General features: G+C 72.9%; 23 protein-coding genes. 22 read left to right on the top strand and 1 reads right to left on the bottom strand.

Going from position 1 to position 15,229, the window contains the following annotated elements; all coding sequences use genetic code 11:
- Positions 1-169 precede the first annotated feature (169 nt).
- From RLT57_RS14725 to RLT57_RS14655, 15 genes are all read left to right on the top strand, one after another.
- On the top strand, positions 170-619 hold the full coding sequence (locus tag RLT57_RS14725; protein ID WP_311297846.1) for a hypothetical protein: 450 nt from the start codon (positions 170-172) through the stop codon (positions 617-619).
- Positions 620-742: 123 nt separating this feature from the next.
- Entirely contained in the window at positions 743-2,035 is a 1,293-nt protein-coding gene (locus tag RLT57_RS14720) for a hypothetical protein (protein WP_311297845.1), read from the top strand.
- A gap of 15 nt (positions 2,036-2,050) precedes the next feature.
- Positions 2,051-2,362: a hypothetical protein gene (locus RLT57_RS14715; protein WP_311297844.1), complete on the top strand. Its 312-nt coding sequence runs from the start codon at positions 2,051-2,053 to the stop codon at positions 2,360-2,362.
- Complete coding sequence (locus RLT57_RS14710) at positions 2,359-2,550, top strand: hypothetical protein (protein ID WP_311297843.1); 192 nt, start codon at positions 2,359-2,361, stop codon at positions 2,548-2,550. Before RLT57_RS14715 ends, RLT57_RS14710 begins: the two co-directional genes overlap by 4 nt.
- Positions 2,547-3,137, top strand: a complete 591-nt coding sequence (locus RLT57_RS14705) for a hypothetical protein (protein WP_311297842.1) — start codon at positions 2,547-2,549, stop codon at positions 3,135-3,137. Before RLT57_RS14710 ends, RLT57_RS14705 begins: the two co-directional genes overlap by 4 nt.
- Complete coding sequence (locus RLT57_RS14700) at positions 3,134-3,637, top strand: hypothetical protein (RefSeq protein ID WP_311297841.1); 504 nt, start codon at positions 3,134-3,136, stop codon at positions 3,635-3,637. The genes RLT57_RS14705 and RLT57_RS14700 overlap by 4 nt, the downstream gene beginning before the upstream one ends.
- 41 nt (positions 3,638-3,678) lie before the next feature.
- Positions 3,679-3,843 carry a DUF6011 domain-containing protein gene (locus RLT57_RS14695; protein WP_311297840.1) on the top strand — a complete coding sequence of 55 codons (165 nt, stop codon included), beginning with the start codon at positions 3,679-3,681 and terminating at the stop codon, positions 3,841-3,843.
- A 3-nt stretch (positions 3,844-3,846) separates the two neighbouring features.
- Complete coding sequence (locus RLT57_RS14690) at positions 3,847-4,449, top strand: 3'-5' exoribonuclease (RefSeq protein ID WP_311297839.1); 603 nt, start codon at positions 3,847-3,849, stop codon at positions 4,447-4,449.
- 2 nt (positions 4,450-4,451) lie between these two features.
- The gene (locus tag RLT57_RS14685; protein ID WP_311297838.1) at positions 4,452-4,685 is read left to right on the top strand and encodes a hypothetical protein; all 234 of its coding nucleotides are present in this window, start codon (positions 4,452-4,454) and stop codon (positions 4,683-4,685) included.
- Positions 4,682-5,566, top strand: a complete 885-nt coding sequence (locus tag RLT57_RS14680; RefSeq protein ID WP_311297837.1) for a hypothetical protein — start codon at positions 4,682-4,684, stop codon at positions 5,564-5,566. Before RLT57_RS14685 ends, RLT57_RS14680 begins: the two co-directional genes overlap by 4 nt.
- Complete coding sequence (locus RLT57_RS14675) at positions 5,563-6,036, top strand: hypothetical protein (protein WP_311297836.1); 474 nt, start codon at positions 5,563-5,565, stop codon at positions 6,034-6,036. The genes RLT57_RS14680 and RLT57_RS14675 overlap by 4 nt, the downstream gene beginning before the upstream one ends.
- A complete protein-coding gene (locus RLT57_RS14670) occupies positions 6,033-6,713 on the top strand; it encodes a hypothetical protein (RefSeq protein ID WP_311297835.1) in 681 nt (226 codons plus the stop codon). Before RLT57_RS14675 ends, RLT57_RS14670 begins: the two co-directional genes overlap by 4 nt.
- 208 nt (positions 6,714-6,921) lie before the next feature.
- Complete coding sequence (locus RLT57_RS14665; RefSeq protein ID WP_311297834.1) at positions 6,922-7,686, top strand: DNA-methyltransferase; 765 nt, start codon at positions 6,922-6,924, stop codon at positions 7,684-7,686.
- A gap of 87 nt (positions 7,687-7,773) precedes the next feature.
- A complete protein-coding gene (locus RLT57_RS14660; RefSeq protein ID WP_311297833.1) occupies positions 7,774-8,058 on the top strand; it encodes a helix-turn-helix domain-containing protein in 285 nt (94 codons plus the stop codon).
- Between the two features lie 15 nt (positions 8,059-8,073).
- Positions 8,074-8,616: a hypothetical protein gene (locus RLT57_RS14655; RefSeq protein WP_311297832.1), complete on the top strand. Its 543-nt coding sequence runs from the start codon at positions 8,074-8,076 to the stop codon at positions 8,614-8,616.
- Between the two features lies 1 nt (position 8,617).
- Here RLT57_RS14655 and RLT57_RS14650 read toward each other — a convergent pair whose 3' ends face one another.
- Complete coding sequence (locus tag RLT57_RS14650) at positions 8,618-8,797, bottom strand: hypothetical protein (RefSeq protein WP_311297831.1); 180 nt, start codon at positions 8,795-8,797, stop codon at positions 8,618-8,620.
- 82 nt (positions 8,798-8,879) lie between these two features.
- On the opposite strand from RLT57_RS14650, the gene RLT57_RS14645 reads away from it, so the two are divergent.
- The 7 genes from RLT57_RS14645 (at position 8,880) to RLT57_RS14615 (ending at position 15,191) form a co-directional block, all read left to right on the top strand.
- The gene (locus tag RLT57_RS14645) at positions 8,880-9,236 is read left to right on the top strand and encodes a holin (RefSeq protein WP_311297830.1); all 357 of its coding nucleotides are present in this window, start codon (positions 8,880-8,882) and stop codon (positions 9,234-9,236) included.
- The gene (locus RLT57_RS14640) at positions 9,233-9,595 is read left to right on the top strand and encodes a hypothetical protein (protein ID WP_311297829.1); all 363 of its coding nucleotides are present in this window, start codon (positions 9,233-9,235) and stop codon (positions 9,593-9,595) included. Before RLT57_RS14645 ends, RLT57_RS14640 begins: the two co-directional genes overlap by 4 nt.
- Before the next feature lie 232 nt (positions 9,596-9,827).
- Positions 9,828-10,376, top strand: coding sequence for a hypothetical protein (locus tag RLT57_RS14635; RefSeq protein ID WP_311297828.1), 549 nt, complete (start codon positions 9,828-9,830; stop codon positions 10,374-10,376).
- A gap of 6 nt (positions 10,377-10,382) precedes the next feature.
- Complete coding sequence (locus tag RLT57_RS14630) at positions 10,383-12,017, top strand: terminase (protein WP_311297827.1); 1,635 nt, start codon at positions 10,383-10,385, stop codon at positions 12,015-12,017.
- Positions 12,018-13,460: a phage portal protein gene (locus RLT57_RS14625; RefSeq protein WP_311297826.1), complete on the top strand. Its 1,443-nt coding sequence runs from the start codon at positions 12,018-12,020 to the stop codon at positions 13,458-13,460.
- Between the two features lie 37 nt (positions 13,461-13,497).
- Positions 13,498-14,508, top strand: a complete 1,011-nt coding sequence (locus RLT57_RS14620) for a hypothetical protein (protein ID WP_311297825.1) — start codon at positions 13,498-13,500, stop codon at positions 14,506-14,508.
- Positions 14,509-14,558: 50 nt separating this feature from the next.
- Complete coding sequence (locus tag RLT57_RS14615; RefSeq protein ID WP_311297824.1) at positions 14,559-15,191, top strand: hypothetical protein; 633 nt, start codon at positions 14,559-14,561, stop codon at positions 15,189-15,191.
- Positions 15,192-15,229 lie beyond the last annotated feature (38 nt).

The following is a 15,229-nucleotide window of genomic DNA, read 5'->3' as shown; positions in this document are numbered from 1 at the left end:
CGGTGTGCCCGGCACACACCGGCAGCGGAGGCCGGGCGGCCGGAGGCACCGCCCGGCCCCGGCTGGCCCACCCACCACGACCCCGCACCGCCCCCACCGCGCCCCGCCCCGACGCCCCGCGCCGCCCTGCCGCGGTCCGCGCACCCCGCCACCCGCTGAGGAGAAACCCATGCCCACCGTGCCGAGTCCGGGCGACCTGGCCCACCGGCCGCACCGGCCGCTGACCGCCCGCCTCGTCCAGACCGGGGCCGCCGTCCCCCCGCCGCCCCCGCTGCCCCCGGTCCAGCCCGAGCGGCCTGTGCTGGATCCGGGTGCGCCGTTCCTGGCCCGCTACGAGGCCGCCATTCGCTTCAGCGGGCTGTCACCGTCGGTCCGCCTGGTCGCTCTTGTCCTGGCCCTGCGGGCGAACTGGGCCACGGGGGTGACCGGGCCGGCGTACCGGGTCGGCTACGGGTGGCTGGCTGCGGCCACCGGCCTGGCAGCCGTGCGGGTCCGCGAAAACCTGCACGTCCTCGGCCAGCACGGATTTCTGCGGCGGGTCCCGGCCGAGCGCAGCGACCAGCCCTCCGTGATCGAGCTCCTCATCCCCCCGACGCCCGGCCCCGGCGCCCGGCCCTGACCCGGCGGCCCGCACGTGCTCGCCCCCCGTGCGGGCCGCCGGCACCACCCCCTGCGCCCCCGCTGTGCCCCTGCCCGCCCTGTCCGTCGTGCCAGTCCAGCCATGAGAGGAGTGACCCGCGCCGTGTCCAGCCCCGTCCGTGTGCCCTGGCGTGTGGTCACCGGCAGTACGTACGGGGACGCCGCCCTCGCGGTGTACGTCAAGATCGCGGCGCTCGCCCGGCGGCGCCTGCCCGGGGCGGCCGGGCAGCGGCCCGCCGGGTGCGAGGCCGGGGTCGCCTACCTGTCCGGTCTGCTGGGGCTGTCCCGCGGCGCGGTGGAGCGGGCGCTGACCCAGCTGACCCGGCCGGCGCCCGGGGACGACGTGGTGGAGGTCATTACGACGCGGCGGACGCTTCCGGGCGGGCGGGGGCAGACCGCGGTCCGCCGGCCTCGCGCCGCCCCGCGCGCCGAGCCCTTCGCCCTGGTGCCGTCCCGGGCCGCCGAGGCGCTCACGCCGCGGCAGCTGCGCGCCTACGCGGCCATCGCCTACGCCACCGCCACCGGCCACCCGGTCAGCCACACCGAGCTCGGCCAAGTGCTGCGGCACCGCACCGGCGCGCGGGCCGGGCAGCCGCTGGGCGACCGCTCGGTGGGCCGCATCGTGACCGGCCTGGAGGAGGCCGGGTGGATCACCGTGGACCGGCGGGCCGGATACCAGGGCCGCCACCTCTATGAGGTCCACGCCCAGCCCCACGAGCACGAGCAGCTGGCTCTCACTGATCTTGATGAGGGATCGGGTGGTGATCCTGGTGAGGGGTCCCTCGCGGCTAAGGAAGACCACAGGTCTGACTCACCCGATGCGCAGGCCGGTCTTCCCATCCGCCGTAGGCGAGATACCGGTAGTAAAGCTGTGGAAAACCCGGGAAACCCGGTCTTCGCCGGCTTCGCCGGGCAGCGCACCGAGGCGCCGCCGGTGTACCGGGGGCCGGGCCTGAGCCTGTCCCCGCGGATCTGGCGGGTCCTCCAGCCGGTAGGCCCGCTGCTGCCGGGCCTGTCGGAGTACGTGGTCCGGGAGCTCGCCCGACGCATCGGCCGGGAGCTCGACCAGGGCGTGGAGATCGAACGGCTCCGCGGGCGCCTCCAGCACCGCTACGCCAGCACCACCGAGATCCGCGACCCGGGGCGGTGGCTGCTCGGCCCGGCCGTCGTACGCCACGGCTGCGGCCTCACCGCCTGCGAGTCCGGAGTGATCTGGCACACCGGCATGGCCTGTGAGGCATGCGCGGAGCTGCGCACTTCCAGACCCCAGCCGGACCCTGGCCGGCACCGGCTGCCGCCCGCGCCGGGGACGCATCCCTACACGCCGGACCGCCGCGGCGCGTGCGCCCGGTGCGATCTGCCCGCCGCCAACCGCCGCCATCACCAGCCCGCCTGACGAGACGAGAGAGACATGCCCAGTGCCGCTGACGTGGAGAGCTGCGACCGCTGCGGAGCCGACATCCGGTGGACGGTCACCGAGGCCGGCCGCCCCCTGGCCGTCAACGCCGAGCCCGATGAATCGGGCAACACCGCGGTGCACACCGACAGCGTGGGCCGGGTGCGCTCCCGCGCGCTCACCCGGGAGCGCCCCGACCTGGACCACCTGGAATGGCGCGCGATGCCGCATCCCGCGACGTGCAGCAACCCGCCGCCCCGCAAGCCCCGCCAGTCCCGCCTGGCCCCGCGCCCGGTACGCCGCGCCGCCCCCTGGCGGTACCGGTGACGTCGCCGGCCCACCGGATCATCGCGGACGCCGCGGCCGCCGTCATCAGGACCGCCATGGTCGCCGAAGGGATCGAGCCCGCCGCCGCTGACCGCATCTCCCGCCGCTCCGTCGCGGACCTGCTCGCCGACGGCTGGCACATCACCGCCCTGCCCCTGCACATCACCACGAAGGAAACGCCCCGATGACCCACGCCCCCGCCCAACTCGACACCATCACCCAGTCGCTGACCAGTCTCATCCCCGGCGGCGTCCGCGCGAACATGCAGATCGTCGTCACCGAGCAGCAGCCGCAGGGTCCGTCGCACACCTGGACGGGCACCGTGGACGGCCTGGCCCTGCGCCTGTCCACCGCGCTGACCGACCCCGGCGCGGCGGCAGGCAGTCCGCTGGCCCGGGCCGAGGACGCCAAGCGCCGCCGCGACCTGGCCGGCGAGATCGGCGCCCTCATGGACGGCGGCGCGCAGCTGGAGGCCGCGCCCTGGTACCCGGCGCGGCCCGGAGACATCGTCCACATCACGTACGGGGCGGTCGGGCCGTACCCGGCGTACGGCGAGACGTACGTCATCGAGGCCGCCGACGCCGAGCCGTTCCTGTCCATGCGGCTGCTGCACCACAGCCCCAACCTCCCGGTGGAGATCCTGGCGACGACCGGCTGCTACGCCGTGGACGAGGACACCGACCCGCTGATGGAGCCCTGGTTCGAGGCCGGCGCCGAACACATCACCCTCGTCCGCGACGGCGCGGTCATCCCCCACCAGGCGCCGGGCCGATGACCGGCCGCCCGCCGGCGCCCGCCCGGCACACCACCAGCAACCCGCTCGGCTGGGCGGTAACCGTCTGCGGCACCCTGGCCGGCCTGGCCATCGCCTGGGCCGTCGCCACCGGCTGGTCCACCCCCGCCACGTGCGTGGTCGTGGGCGCCGGCGCCCCGTTCACCCTCGCCGCGCTGTTCCTGGTCTGCCTGCGGATATCCGCCGCGCTCACCCCGCCCGGCCGCACCACCAGTCCCCGCCCCCGCCTGGCCTACCGCGCCGAGCCCCGATCGGCCCTCGTCGTGATCGACACGCCGCTGCCCACCTGCCCGGCCTGCCTCGGCCACGGCGGCTGGAACACCTACATCTCCGACGGCGGCAGCGCCGAGGACGGCGAAACCCTCTGGCAGCACTGCCCCTGCTGGAACCCCCGCTGGGTCGTCCGGCTGGTGCCGCTCCCGCGCCTCGTGGAGCGCCGGCGCGGTCAGCCCTCCGGCTACTCCGACGAGCCGCCGTTCTGAGCGCCGACCCGCGCGCCGACGCCCTCGACACGAACATCGAGGTGCTGTGCAGCGAGTGCCGCCGGCCGCTGCGCGAGATCGCCTCCCGCGCGCTGGGCACCGGCCCCGTCTGCCGCCGCGGACTGCGCGACATCGCCCACCCCGGCACCGGCCAGCTGGCTTTCGCCCTCGACCTGCCCGTACCCGAAACCACCCCGGAGGACTGACCCATGGACGAACTGCTCACCGACCGGCACACTCCGACCGGCACCGCGCCGACCAGCACGATCAGGCACGTCTACATCGACACCGAGTTCCTTCGCCACAACCTCACCAGCCGCGGCCTGGTCTCGCTCGCGCTCACCGACGACGACGGCACCGACTACTACGCCGTCAACCGCGGCATGGACACCACCGCCGTCCACGCGGACCCCTGGATGAGGGAGAACGTCTGGCCCTACCTCCCGCTCAACCCCCGCGGCGTGCTGGACCTCCACGGCACCGAGGTACGGCCTTATCCGACGATCCGCGACGAGGTCAGCGCCTATTTCGCCGACACCACCGCGGCCACCACATACCTCTACGCCAACCACGGCGCGCAGGACATCGTGCGCCTGCACGGCCTGTGGGACCACGACTGGGCCGTCATGCCGACGATGATCCCGCGCTGGTTCTACGACACCAAGGGCCTGGCCGCGGCGGCCGGCAACCCGGAACTGCCCGCCATGGAACACGGCGCGCACCACCCGCTGGAAGACGCGCGGCACAACCGCACGGTCCGGCTCTTCCTGGCCGCCCGCAGCGCTGCCGGCAGCACCCCAGAGGGCGGCTGACCGTGCGCCTGATCATCGTCCCGGGCCAGCCCATCGAGGAGATCGCCGCCGAGGCCGGCACCCTCGAAGTCCTCCGCGTGCTGCTGGGGGCGGTCCGCGACAAGCCCTCGCCCGGCCCGCTGCTGCACGCCGGATACGGCCGGCTGCTCAGCCTCCCGCTCATCGCCGACCCGACGATCCCGCCGCTCACGGTGCTCCTGCGCGGCTACTCCACACCCATGGGACCGACTCCGTGATCACCTACTGCCGCATCTGCAGCCGGCCCGTCCCCGAGGCCGAGAACCGGTCCGTCTGCCGGAGCTGCGAGCACTCGATGCGCTACACGCTCTCGGCCCTGGTCGACGAGCTGCCCGCCCTGGTGGCCTCCCTCGTCCCCGGCGGGAGCACCCTGACCGGCAGCCGATCCGGCGCCCGGGCCCACGCCCCGGTCCCGGTCGACCTGCGCGTGCTGTCCCTGCTCGGCCCGGGGCACTGGGCGGACGGCGACGACCTGACCGACGTCCCGCTCGCGGCGGCACTGCGCGGCTGGGCCGACGCACTGGCCACCTGGTTCCCCTCCCACCGGGTAGTCGGCGGCACCGAGCACCTGGAGCCCTTCGGCGTCCGCCGGATAGCTGGCGGCACCGAGTACCTCACCCCCGCCGGCGGCTGCGACGCAGCCCTCAACCGGGGCGGTGACGACGTCGAAGACTGGGCCGCGTGGCTGACCCGGTACCTGCCCTACGCCCTCGACCTCCCGGTCGCTGCCGACCTGTACTCGGACCTGACCGCGCTGCTGCACAACGTGCGCGCGATCACCCTCACCAAGCCGCGCACACACCGCCGCCTCGCACCCTGCCCGCACTGCGACGCGTTCGCGGTGGTCCACCGCGACAGCGAGTGGGAGGTGCGCTGCGAGGCCTGCCGCCGCAAGATCGACCCGGACGAGTACGCCCTCCACGCCGCCGCGGTGATGCCCGAACTCACCGCGGCCGCCGCGGTGATGCCCGGACTCACCGCCATCGCCATGAACCTTCCCGCGACCGGGATCACCCAGCGCGCCACCCCCACGCCACCCGACACCACGGACGAGCGCGACCCCGACGCGACACCACAGGACGGACAGCGCTGCGCATGACCGACCACGACACGGCGCGCGACACAGGGCGCGACACAGGACCGGACCGTCTCGCCGCCCGGCGCGCCACCGTGCGCAAGCTCGCCGACGAGGGCATGAGCCTGCGCGCCATCGCCGCCCACCTGGGCATCGGCAAAGACGCGGTCCGCCGCGATCTCACCCACACCACCGCGACAGCGCGCGAGGCCGCCGCGACACCGGACGACGCCGTCGCGCCAGACAGCGCGCCCCGCGCCGGGGCCTGGCTCACCGTGTCGCTCGACACCGACGACACCGATCTGCGCCGCGATCTCGCGACGCTGCTCAGCACCGGCCAGCGCCTCGATAGCGTCGTGCGCGACGCGATCTCCGCGTACGCCGCGGCGTACGAATCCGCGTGGGACCACGGCGACTGGCCCCGCGGCCTCGCCCCCCGCCTGCGCCAGCCCACCTACCACCCGTACACCCCCGACCGGAAGGAAACCCCGTGACGATCACCATCGCCACCGCCACCCGCCAGGGCACCGGCGAAAACAACGCCGACTGCACCGCGACGTTCACCAGCCAGACCGGGCTGACGGCCACCGCCCTGATCGACGTCAGCGGCCACCCGCCGAACGCCCCCGCCATCGCCATGCTGCTCGCCGAGACCGCCGCCCGGGTCGGCGCCCAGCACGGCGGCCGCGCCGGACTCCTGTCCGCCGGCCTGCTCGTCGCCGACCCGGGCGCGGCGGAGGAACCCGAGCCGTCCGGTGTCGGTGTCGTTGTCACCCGCGAGCCCGGCGAGCGGGCAATGATCAGCTGGATCGGGGATGCCCACGCCTACGGCTGGGACGGCACCCGCCTCCACCGCTACACCACCCCGCACACCCTCGCCGAGCAGATGCGCACCTTAGGCATCCCCGTCGGCGACGTCGCGCACGACTGGATCACCACATCACTGCCCGAGGCCACCCCGGCCAACGTGCTGTCCGTCACCTGCCACGACCCGCTGATCATCCTCGCCTCGGACGGGACCGACTGCATCCCGAACGAGGAGTTCGCCGCCATCGTCCGCGAGCACGCGGACGACCCGCAAGCACTCGCCGACGCGATCACCGCCGCCGCGCGGGAGGATGACAAGGGCTACCGCGACGACACCACGACAGCCGTCGTGCTCGTCCGCTGACCGCCTGTCAGACCCCCGTCGTACGCTGACACCGCTCGCTCACCTGCGGCCCGCCGGCATCTGTCGGCGGGCCGTCGCCATGTCCGGACGTGTGGCGGATGCAAGAAAAGATCGGTGGACTCCGGGCACGTTCGAGCACATGATCGAACGATCGCACCGACTCGCTCGCGACCCAGCGCAGGCGACCGCGACCCGGAGGCCACCACCCATGTCCTGGACCCTGCACGAGGGCGACGCCCTCACCGTCCTGCCCACACTGACGCTGACCGACCCGGCCGACGCGGTCATGATGGACCCCCCGTACAACTCCGGCGGACGGACCAACGCCGCCCGCCGCGGCGACACCGCCCGCGGCAAGTACGTCAGCGGCGACGCCCAGCACGACCTGCTCGACTTCGGCGGCGACAGCCGCGACCAGCGCGCATACACCTACTGGCTCTCCCAGATCACCGCGCAGTGCCTGCGCCTGGCCCGCCCCGGCGCGTCATTGTTGGTCTTCACCGACTGGGCCCAGCTCCCCGCCACGTCCGACGCTCTGCAGGCCGGCGGGTGGACCTGGCGCGGCATCATCCCCTGGCGCAAGCCGATCGCCCGCCCGCAGAAGGACGGATTCAAGCGCGAGTGCGAGTACGTTTTGTGGGGGAGCCACGGCGAACCCGCCCGGCACACCCCGACCGTGTACCTGCCCGGCTGGCTGGAGGGCTCCCAGCCGCGGGGCCGTGAGCGGGTCCACATCACCCAGAAGCCGGTGGCGGTCATGCAGCAGCTGGTGCGCATCGCCCCCGAAGGCGGTCTGATCCTCGACCCCTTCACCGGGTCCGGGACCACCGGTGTGGCCGCGCTGATGGAGCGCCGCAACTTCGTCGGAGTCGAGGAGTCGCCGGGCATCGCCCGCGCCGCCCGCGGCCGCCTCACAGACGCGCTCTCGGCCGCCTCGCAGAAGCCGCTGGACCAGGCAGTTCGCACGCTGTAACGTCGGGCCCAGCAGGTTTTCCATGCCCGAAAGCAGCCAGGCCCCGGCTCACTGAGACGGGGCCTTCGCCATGCCCAGGGGGTGACGATGCCTCCCAAGTTCCCCAACCCGGCGCCGACCGAGATCCGCCCGGGCACACTCCTCACCGCCCGGCAGGCCGCGCAGCACTTCGGGGTCGGGGTCGGCACCATCCGCCAGTGGCAACACCGGGGAAAAATCGAGCCGGTCGACCTGCCCGGCCGCGGACCGCACCTGTACCACCTCGGTCCGCTGGCCCTCGCCGAGCGCGACGCCTGGCTCAACGGCGCCGACCGCGCCCGCCGCGGCGGCCGCCACCCCGACTGGAAACCCTGCGCCAGCGCAGCCGCCTGAACTCCCCTTGCGCACATGCCCGGTGCCCCGTACCCACCCGGTACGGGGCACCAGCCCATCCCCACCACCAGAAAGGCCCCCGACATGCGCCTGGACGACTCCACCGACCTCGGACCCAACGCGTACGCCGCATACGGCCGCGCCGTCGGCTTCCGCACCCACGACGGCCGCCCCATGCCCATGTGGGAGGCCCTAGGCGACACCATCCAGAACGGCTGGCGCGCGGTCGCCGCCGAGATCATCGCCTACCTGGCCGACGCCGCCCAGGAGGCCGACGACCAGGACAGCACAGACGGGCAGACCGCTGCCGCGGCGGCCGCCACCGGCGGCCAAGAGCCCAGCCAGGGCAGGGTTGTCCTGGCCGGCATCAACACCCTCGACAACAACGGCTCCCCGGCCGCGCCCGCGATCATCACCCGCGTCTGGACCAACGGCGTGATCAACGTCCGCGTCCAGCCCGACAGCGACCTTCCCAGCGTCCGCGCCACGTCTCTGTCCTACGTCGACACCGTGGACGACCTGACCCCGGGCCGCTGGACCTGGCCGCCGAGCGCCTGACCTACTCGCGCCGGCGCCATGCCCGCTCATCACCGGGCCGGATCGTGACCTCAGGATCCGGACCGGTACGACGCTGACGAGCCGTCGCCACCAGCACGCCCACCATCACCACCCCAGCCAGCACCGCGGCTCCCGTCCAGCCCTCGGCCACGCTCACGACGCCCAGTACCAGCGCGGCCACGAACACTCCTGCAGCAGCATCACTTCGCACGTGATGCACCCCCTCTCGTAGGTCCACACCGTAGAACGCGGAGGTGGTCACCGTGGCCAGACGCCGGGCACGCACCGTCTGCTCCGTCCCCGGCTGCCCCCAGCTCACCGACTCCGGCCGGTGCGCACAGCACCGGGCCGAAGCCGAGCAGCAGCGCGGCAGCGCGAGGCAGCGCGGATACGGCGCCGCACACGAGCAGCGCTTCCGGCCCGGCGTACTCGCCCGCGACCCGGTGTGCGTCCTGTGCCAGCAGGCGCCCAGCCAGCATGCCGACCACTACCCCCGCAGCCGCCGCGAACTGGCCGCCGCCGGCCTGAACCCCGACGACCCGCAGTACGGCCGCGGTCTGTGCCAGCCCTGCCACGCCCGCGAGACAGCACGACACCAACCCGGAGGCTGGAACCAGTGAGCATGATCCACGTCGTCACCTCGCAGGACATCGAACGGCATCGTCTCGCGCTCATCGCCTGGGCCGAGGCCAACGGGCTCGATCCCAACCTCATGGACCCGGCCGGTCTCACGATCGAGCAGGTCGGCGACCGCACGGTGATCCTCTACAGCGAGCACCAGCTCAGCCAGGACGGGAAGAAGCTGGTCGACCCCGACCACCCCGGCCGCACGCTGGTCATCCGCCGGTCGCGCACGCTCCGGCACGCCCTGCCCGAGGGCATCGGCCGGCGGCTGTGCACCTGCACCCTCGGCGAGGTCGACCCCGGCTGCCCCGACCACCCTGCCGACACGGAGGGTGACCGCACCCTAGGGGGGTGACCCCCAAGGCCAAAAGACGGCGGACCGCCGGGGAGGGACATAGAAATCTGTACGGGTCTGGGAGATCCAGCCCCTCACCGCATGATCACCCGCAACCCTCAGTGACGAGGTCCGGCCGCAACGGACGGGCCCTGACGTGCCGAAACGGCGCTGGGAGATGATCACTATGGGCGGAATGGGGCCTGCCCCGAAGGCCGCGGGACAGCGCGCGAGGCGAAACGCCGTTGTCGCGATGACCCGCCTGCCTGCCGGCGGCCGCAAGGGCCGTATCCCGACCTGGCCGCTGATCGATGACGTGCGGAAAGCCGCTCAGCTCGATGTCACCGAGGGAGTCGTGGCGCGGCTGCTGGCCGAGCTGGGGGACCCTGAGCTGTACGGGGCCGCCCGGGCGTCGAAAGAGCGGAAACTGGCGGCGGCCGAGCTGGAAGTGGCCGTTCTGACGCGTCAGATCGCCGCTCAGCGGGGTCTGGAGACCACGCTCTGGCGGGAGGTCTGGCGGACTCCGCAGGCCTTTGCCTGGGAGCGCCTCAGCTGGAACAGGGAGATCGCCCAGTATGTGAGGTGGAAGGTTCTGGCGGAGCTCGGCGACATGGACGCCTCCAAAGAGGCCCGCCAGCTCAGCGATCGCCTGGGCCTGACGCCGCTGGCGCTGCTGCGGCTGCGCTGGGACGTCGTGCCGGACGAGGAGCTCGCCGAGCGGCAGCGGCCGCAGCCGGTCGCGCCGCCCGCGCCGGCAGCGCAGCAGCCGGCGGATCCCCGTTCGATCCTGCACGCGGTGTAGGCCCCGGTGGGCCTGCTCATCGTCCCGGGTGCGGACGCCGAGCCCTGGCCCACGCTCGGCGGGCAGGTCTGCCAGCTGCTGGAGACGTACGGCGTGCACGGCCCCGGCGACCTGCGCGGGCAGCAGTACACGCTCGACGACGAGAAGCGCGCGCTGATCTACCGCTGGTATGAGGTGTACCCGCCCGGGCACCCGCGGGCCGGCAAGCGCCGTTTCAAGCGGGTCGGGTTGTCAGTCCGCAAGGGCACCGCCAAGACGGAGCTCGCCGCCGCGGTGGCGTTCGCCGAGCTGCACCCCGAAGGACCGGTGCGGTGCGACGGGTTCGACGCGCACGGGCAGCCGGTCGGCCGGCCGGTCTCCGACCCGTACATCCCGATGGTGGCCTACACCGAGGAGCAGACCGAGGAGCTCGCCTACGGCGCGCTGTTCGTGATGTGCACCGAGGGCCCGGACTCGGACCTGTTCGACGCCGGCCTGGACCGCATCCTGCGGACCGAGGGCGGCGGCAAGGCCGAGGCCCTGGCCAGCTCGCCCAACGCGAACGACGGCGCGCGGACAACGTTCCAGCACTTCGACGAGACGCACCGCTTCATCCTTCCGCGGCTGAAGGCGTCCCATCAGACGATGCTGGCCAACATCCCGAAAAGGACGCTGGCCGATCCGTGGTCGCTGGAGACGACCACGACCTACACCCCTGGCGAGGCATCGGTCGCCGAGGGAACGCACGAGTTCGCCGAGCTGATCGACAAGGGCAAGGTCACCGAGCGGACGTTCTTCTTCTTCCACCGCGAGGCCACGCCCCGCACGGACGAGGACCTGACCGACCCCGAGCAGATCCGCACCGCGGTCCGCGAGGCCTCCGGCCCGGCGATCGCCGGCTGGCCCGACTTCGAGGGCCAGGTCGACTCGATCGTCTCTCTCTACAACCAGCCGGACACCGACAAGGCGTACTGGGAGCGCGTCTGGCTCAACCGCCGGGTGGTCGCCGGCCGCCAGGCGTTCGACGTCAAGCGTTGGGAGATGCTCGCCCGGCCCGACTTCACCGTGCCAAACGGCGACGCGATCGTCATCGGGTTCGACGGCGCGCAGTTCCGCGACGCCACCGCGCTGATCGCAACCCACATCGAGACCGGGTTCCAGTGGCCGCTGGGCATCTGGGAGTGTCCGACCGGACCGGAGGGGGACGGCTGGGAGTGCCCGGAGTACGAGGTGTACGACGCGCTGAAGGCAGCCATGGAGCGGTGGCGGGTGTGGCGGGTGTACGCGGACCCGCCGTACTGGGACGGCATGATCAACCACTGGGTCGGCCGGTGGGGCCAGGACAAGGTCCAGGAGTGGTGGACCAACCGGCCCAAGGCCATGGCCTACAGCCTGGCGGCGTACAAGCGGGCGATGACCGCCGGCGACGTCACCCACAACGGCGACCCGGTGTTCCGGCAGCACATCGGGAACAGCCGCCGCAAGCAGCTGCGGATGCTAGACGACCAGGGCCAGCCGCTGTGGGTGATCGAGAAGGAACGCCACGACAGCCCGTTCAAGATCGACTCGGCGATGGCGGGATGCCTGTCCTGGGAGGCCCGGTCGGATGCGATCGCTGCCGGCGCCAACCGCAAACGACCCGGAGGGATGGTGGTGATGTAAATGGCCTCGATGATGGACAGGCTGAGCGACGTGGAATGGGCCACCTACCTCAGCCGCAACCACGACGCCGAACTCCCCCAGCTGATAGCGCTGAACAACTACTACGAGGGAGAGCAGCCGCTGAAGTACCTGCACCCCGAGCTGCAGAAGGAGCTCGGCGAGCAGATGACACAGCTGATCATCAACTGGCCGCGGCTGGTGGTCGACTCCCTCGAGGAGCGCCTGGACGTGGAGGGGTTCCGCTACCCCGACGCGGAGGAGGGCGACAAGGAGCTGTGGCGGATCTGGCAGGCCAACGGGATGCCGGTGAAGTCGCAGCAGGCCGAGGTCGACTCCATGGTGATGAAGCGGTCCTTCTTCGTGGTCGGCACCAACGAGAAGCAGGCGGACACGCCGCTGGTCACCGCGGAGTCGCCGCTGCAGATGTACGCGGACTTCGACCCGGCCACCCGGGAGATCCGTGCGGTGCTGCGGCGGTGGAACGACATCGACCCGATGACCGGGGCGCTGCTGCAGCGGCACGCCACGCTGTACCGGCCCAACTCCACGGTCTGGTACGACTCCGGCGCCCCGGGAACCTGGAAGGAGACCGACCGGGACGACCACGGCCTGGGTGACCCGCCCGTGGTGGTGATGCCCAACCGGCCGCGGCTGCTGCTGCCCGGCGGGGTGAGCGAGCTCGCCGACGTCCTGCCCATCTCGGATGCCGCGTGCAAGATCGCCACCGACATGATGGTCGGCTCCGAATTCCACGCGATGCCCCGCAGGTGGGCGCTGGGGTTCGACAAGAACGACTTCGTGGACAAGGACGGCAAGCCGCTGTCGGTGTGGTCGAGGCTGGCCGGGCGGATCTGGGCGACCGCTCGCACCCGCAAGGACGACGGCGCCGAGGTCGGGCAGTTCCCCGAGTCGGATCTGAAGAACTTCCACTCCACGATCGAGCTGCTCGCGCGGATCGTCGCCTCGCTCGGCGCGCTGCCGCCCAACTACCTCGGCCTGGTCGCCGACGACGCGGCCAGCGCGGACGCGATCCGGTCCCGCGAGGCGCGGCTGGTCAAGCGGGCCGAGCGGAAGACCACCCCGAGCGGCGGCGCCTATGGGCGCCTGAACAAGCTCATCGTCCGGGTACGTGACGGCGAGTGGGACCGGAGCCTGGACGGGCTGGAGACGATGTGGCGCGACCCGGCCACCCCGACGTTCGCGCAGAAGGCCGACGCGATCATGAAGCTGGTGCAGGCCGGCATCCTGCCGATCGAGCAGGCGTGGGAGGACCTCGGCTACACCAGCGGCCAGAAGGCGCGCATGCGGCAGATGATGGACGACCAGGCCAACCGCCTGTCCATGGCCGACCTGCACGCGCTGACGATGGTGCCCCCGACCCCCGACCCGAACGCACCGGCGCCGCAGCCGGCACAGCAGCCGGCGCTGTCGGCGGCGGCGTGAGGTGACCGCCGGGATTCCCGTCCAGGAGCACCCGGGGGTGGTCGCAGCGTACGGCGCAGCCCAGCACCGGGCGGCGGCGGTCACCGAGGCGCAGGCCGCCGCCTGGTGGGGACGGCTGGACACCACGGACCTGACCGGGTCGTGGCTGCGAGCGGTCGGACCCGCGCTGGTCCGGTTGCTGACCGCCGGCCAGCTGCTCGCCGCGACGCCGGCGCAGCAGTTCGTGGAGACCATGGTCATCGCCGACGGCCTGGTCAACCACTACGACCACGGCGCGTCCCGGCTGCTGCCGCGGGCCCTGGCCGGCGCCGCGGCCGACGGCCGGCCGCTGGACAGCCTGCTCTACACCCCGGTCATCCGCACCAAGTCCCTGCTCGCCTCCGGGATGTCCCTGCCGGAGGCGATGCTGTCGGGGCAGATGCACCTGCGGCGGATCGTCAACAGCGAGGTCGCCGACGCCGGCCGCGCCGGATTCAGCGCCGCCTCGATGGCCAACCGCACCGTCACCGGCTACGTGCGGCAGGTGCGGGCCGGCGCCTGCGCTCGGTGCGCGATCCTGGCCGGCCGGTGGTACCGCTACGACGCCGATTTCGACCGGCACAAGCGGTGCCAGTGCTACGGCGTGCCGGCCACCGAGAACAGGCCTGGCCGCCACACCGACCCGATGGCGTTCTTCCACGGCCTGTCCCGGTCCGAGCAGGACCGCCGTTTCGGCGTCGGCGGCGCCCGGGCCATCCGGGACGGCGGCGACATCTACGCGATCGTCAACGCCACCCGCTCAACGGTGTCCCTGGACGCCTACGGCCGCCGGGTGGTGGCCACGCTGGAAGGCACCACCCGCCGCGGCGCCTTCTACCGCCTGGAGCGCGCCGCGACCGAGCAGCGCACGGGCGTCCGCTTCGCCCGCGACCGGATCGAGACCGAGCAGGGCCTGCCGAAGTTCCAGCTGCGCACGCCCCGCCTGGTGCCCAGCGAGATCTACAAACTGGCCGCCGGCGACCGCACCGAGGCGATCCGCCTGCTGCGGCGCTTCGGCTATCTGACCTGACCGGGCCGAAACGGCGCCGGTCATCATCCAGCCCGAAACGGGAGTTCACCATGTCCACACCCCCCGAGCCAACCCCTGCCCCCGTACCGGTGCCGGTGCCCCCGGCGGTACCGCCGGCGCCCGTACCGGCCGTACCCCCGGTCCCTGCTACGGAGCCGGAACCGGTCGACCTGCAGGCCGAGGTCGACAAGTGGAAGGCGCTGTCGCGGCAGAACGAGCAGCGGGCCAAGGACAACGCCGCGGCCGCCGCCAGGCTCGCCGAGATCGAGGACGCCGCCAAGACCGACGCGCAGCGCCTGACCGACCAGCTCAAGGCCGCCGACGACCGCGCGACGGCGGCCACCCGGCTCGCCACGTCGTCGACCGTCCAGGCCCTGGCCGCAGCCGGGTTCGAGGACGCCGAAGACGCCGTGGGCGCCCGCGACTGGTCCAAATTCGTCACCGACGGCGTGATCGACACCGAAGGGATCAAGGCCGAGCTGACCGCCCTCCTGGCCGCCAAGCCGCACTGGGCAAAGGCCACCGGACCGCGGCTGCCCAGGCCGGACCCCTCGCAGGGCCCGCGGCCGGGCGCGCTCCCAGGAGACCTGACCGCCCAGATCGCCGAGGCCAAGGCCAAGGGCGACTGGAAAAAGGTGGTGAGCCTGGAGAACTCCAAGCTCGCCAACGTCAAGACCACCTGATCACCGCGGGCAGGCCCATGCGCCGCGCCCCGAGCACA

Origin of the sequence: Streptomyces sp. ITFR-21, assembly GCF_031844685.1 — a bacterium.
In the GTDB taxonomy this organism is placed as follows: domain Bacteria; phylum Actinomycetota; class Actinomycetes; order Streptomycetales; family Streptomycetaceae; genus Actinacidiphila.
This window is presented reverse-complemented; position numbering and strand designations above follow the sequence as displayed.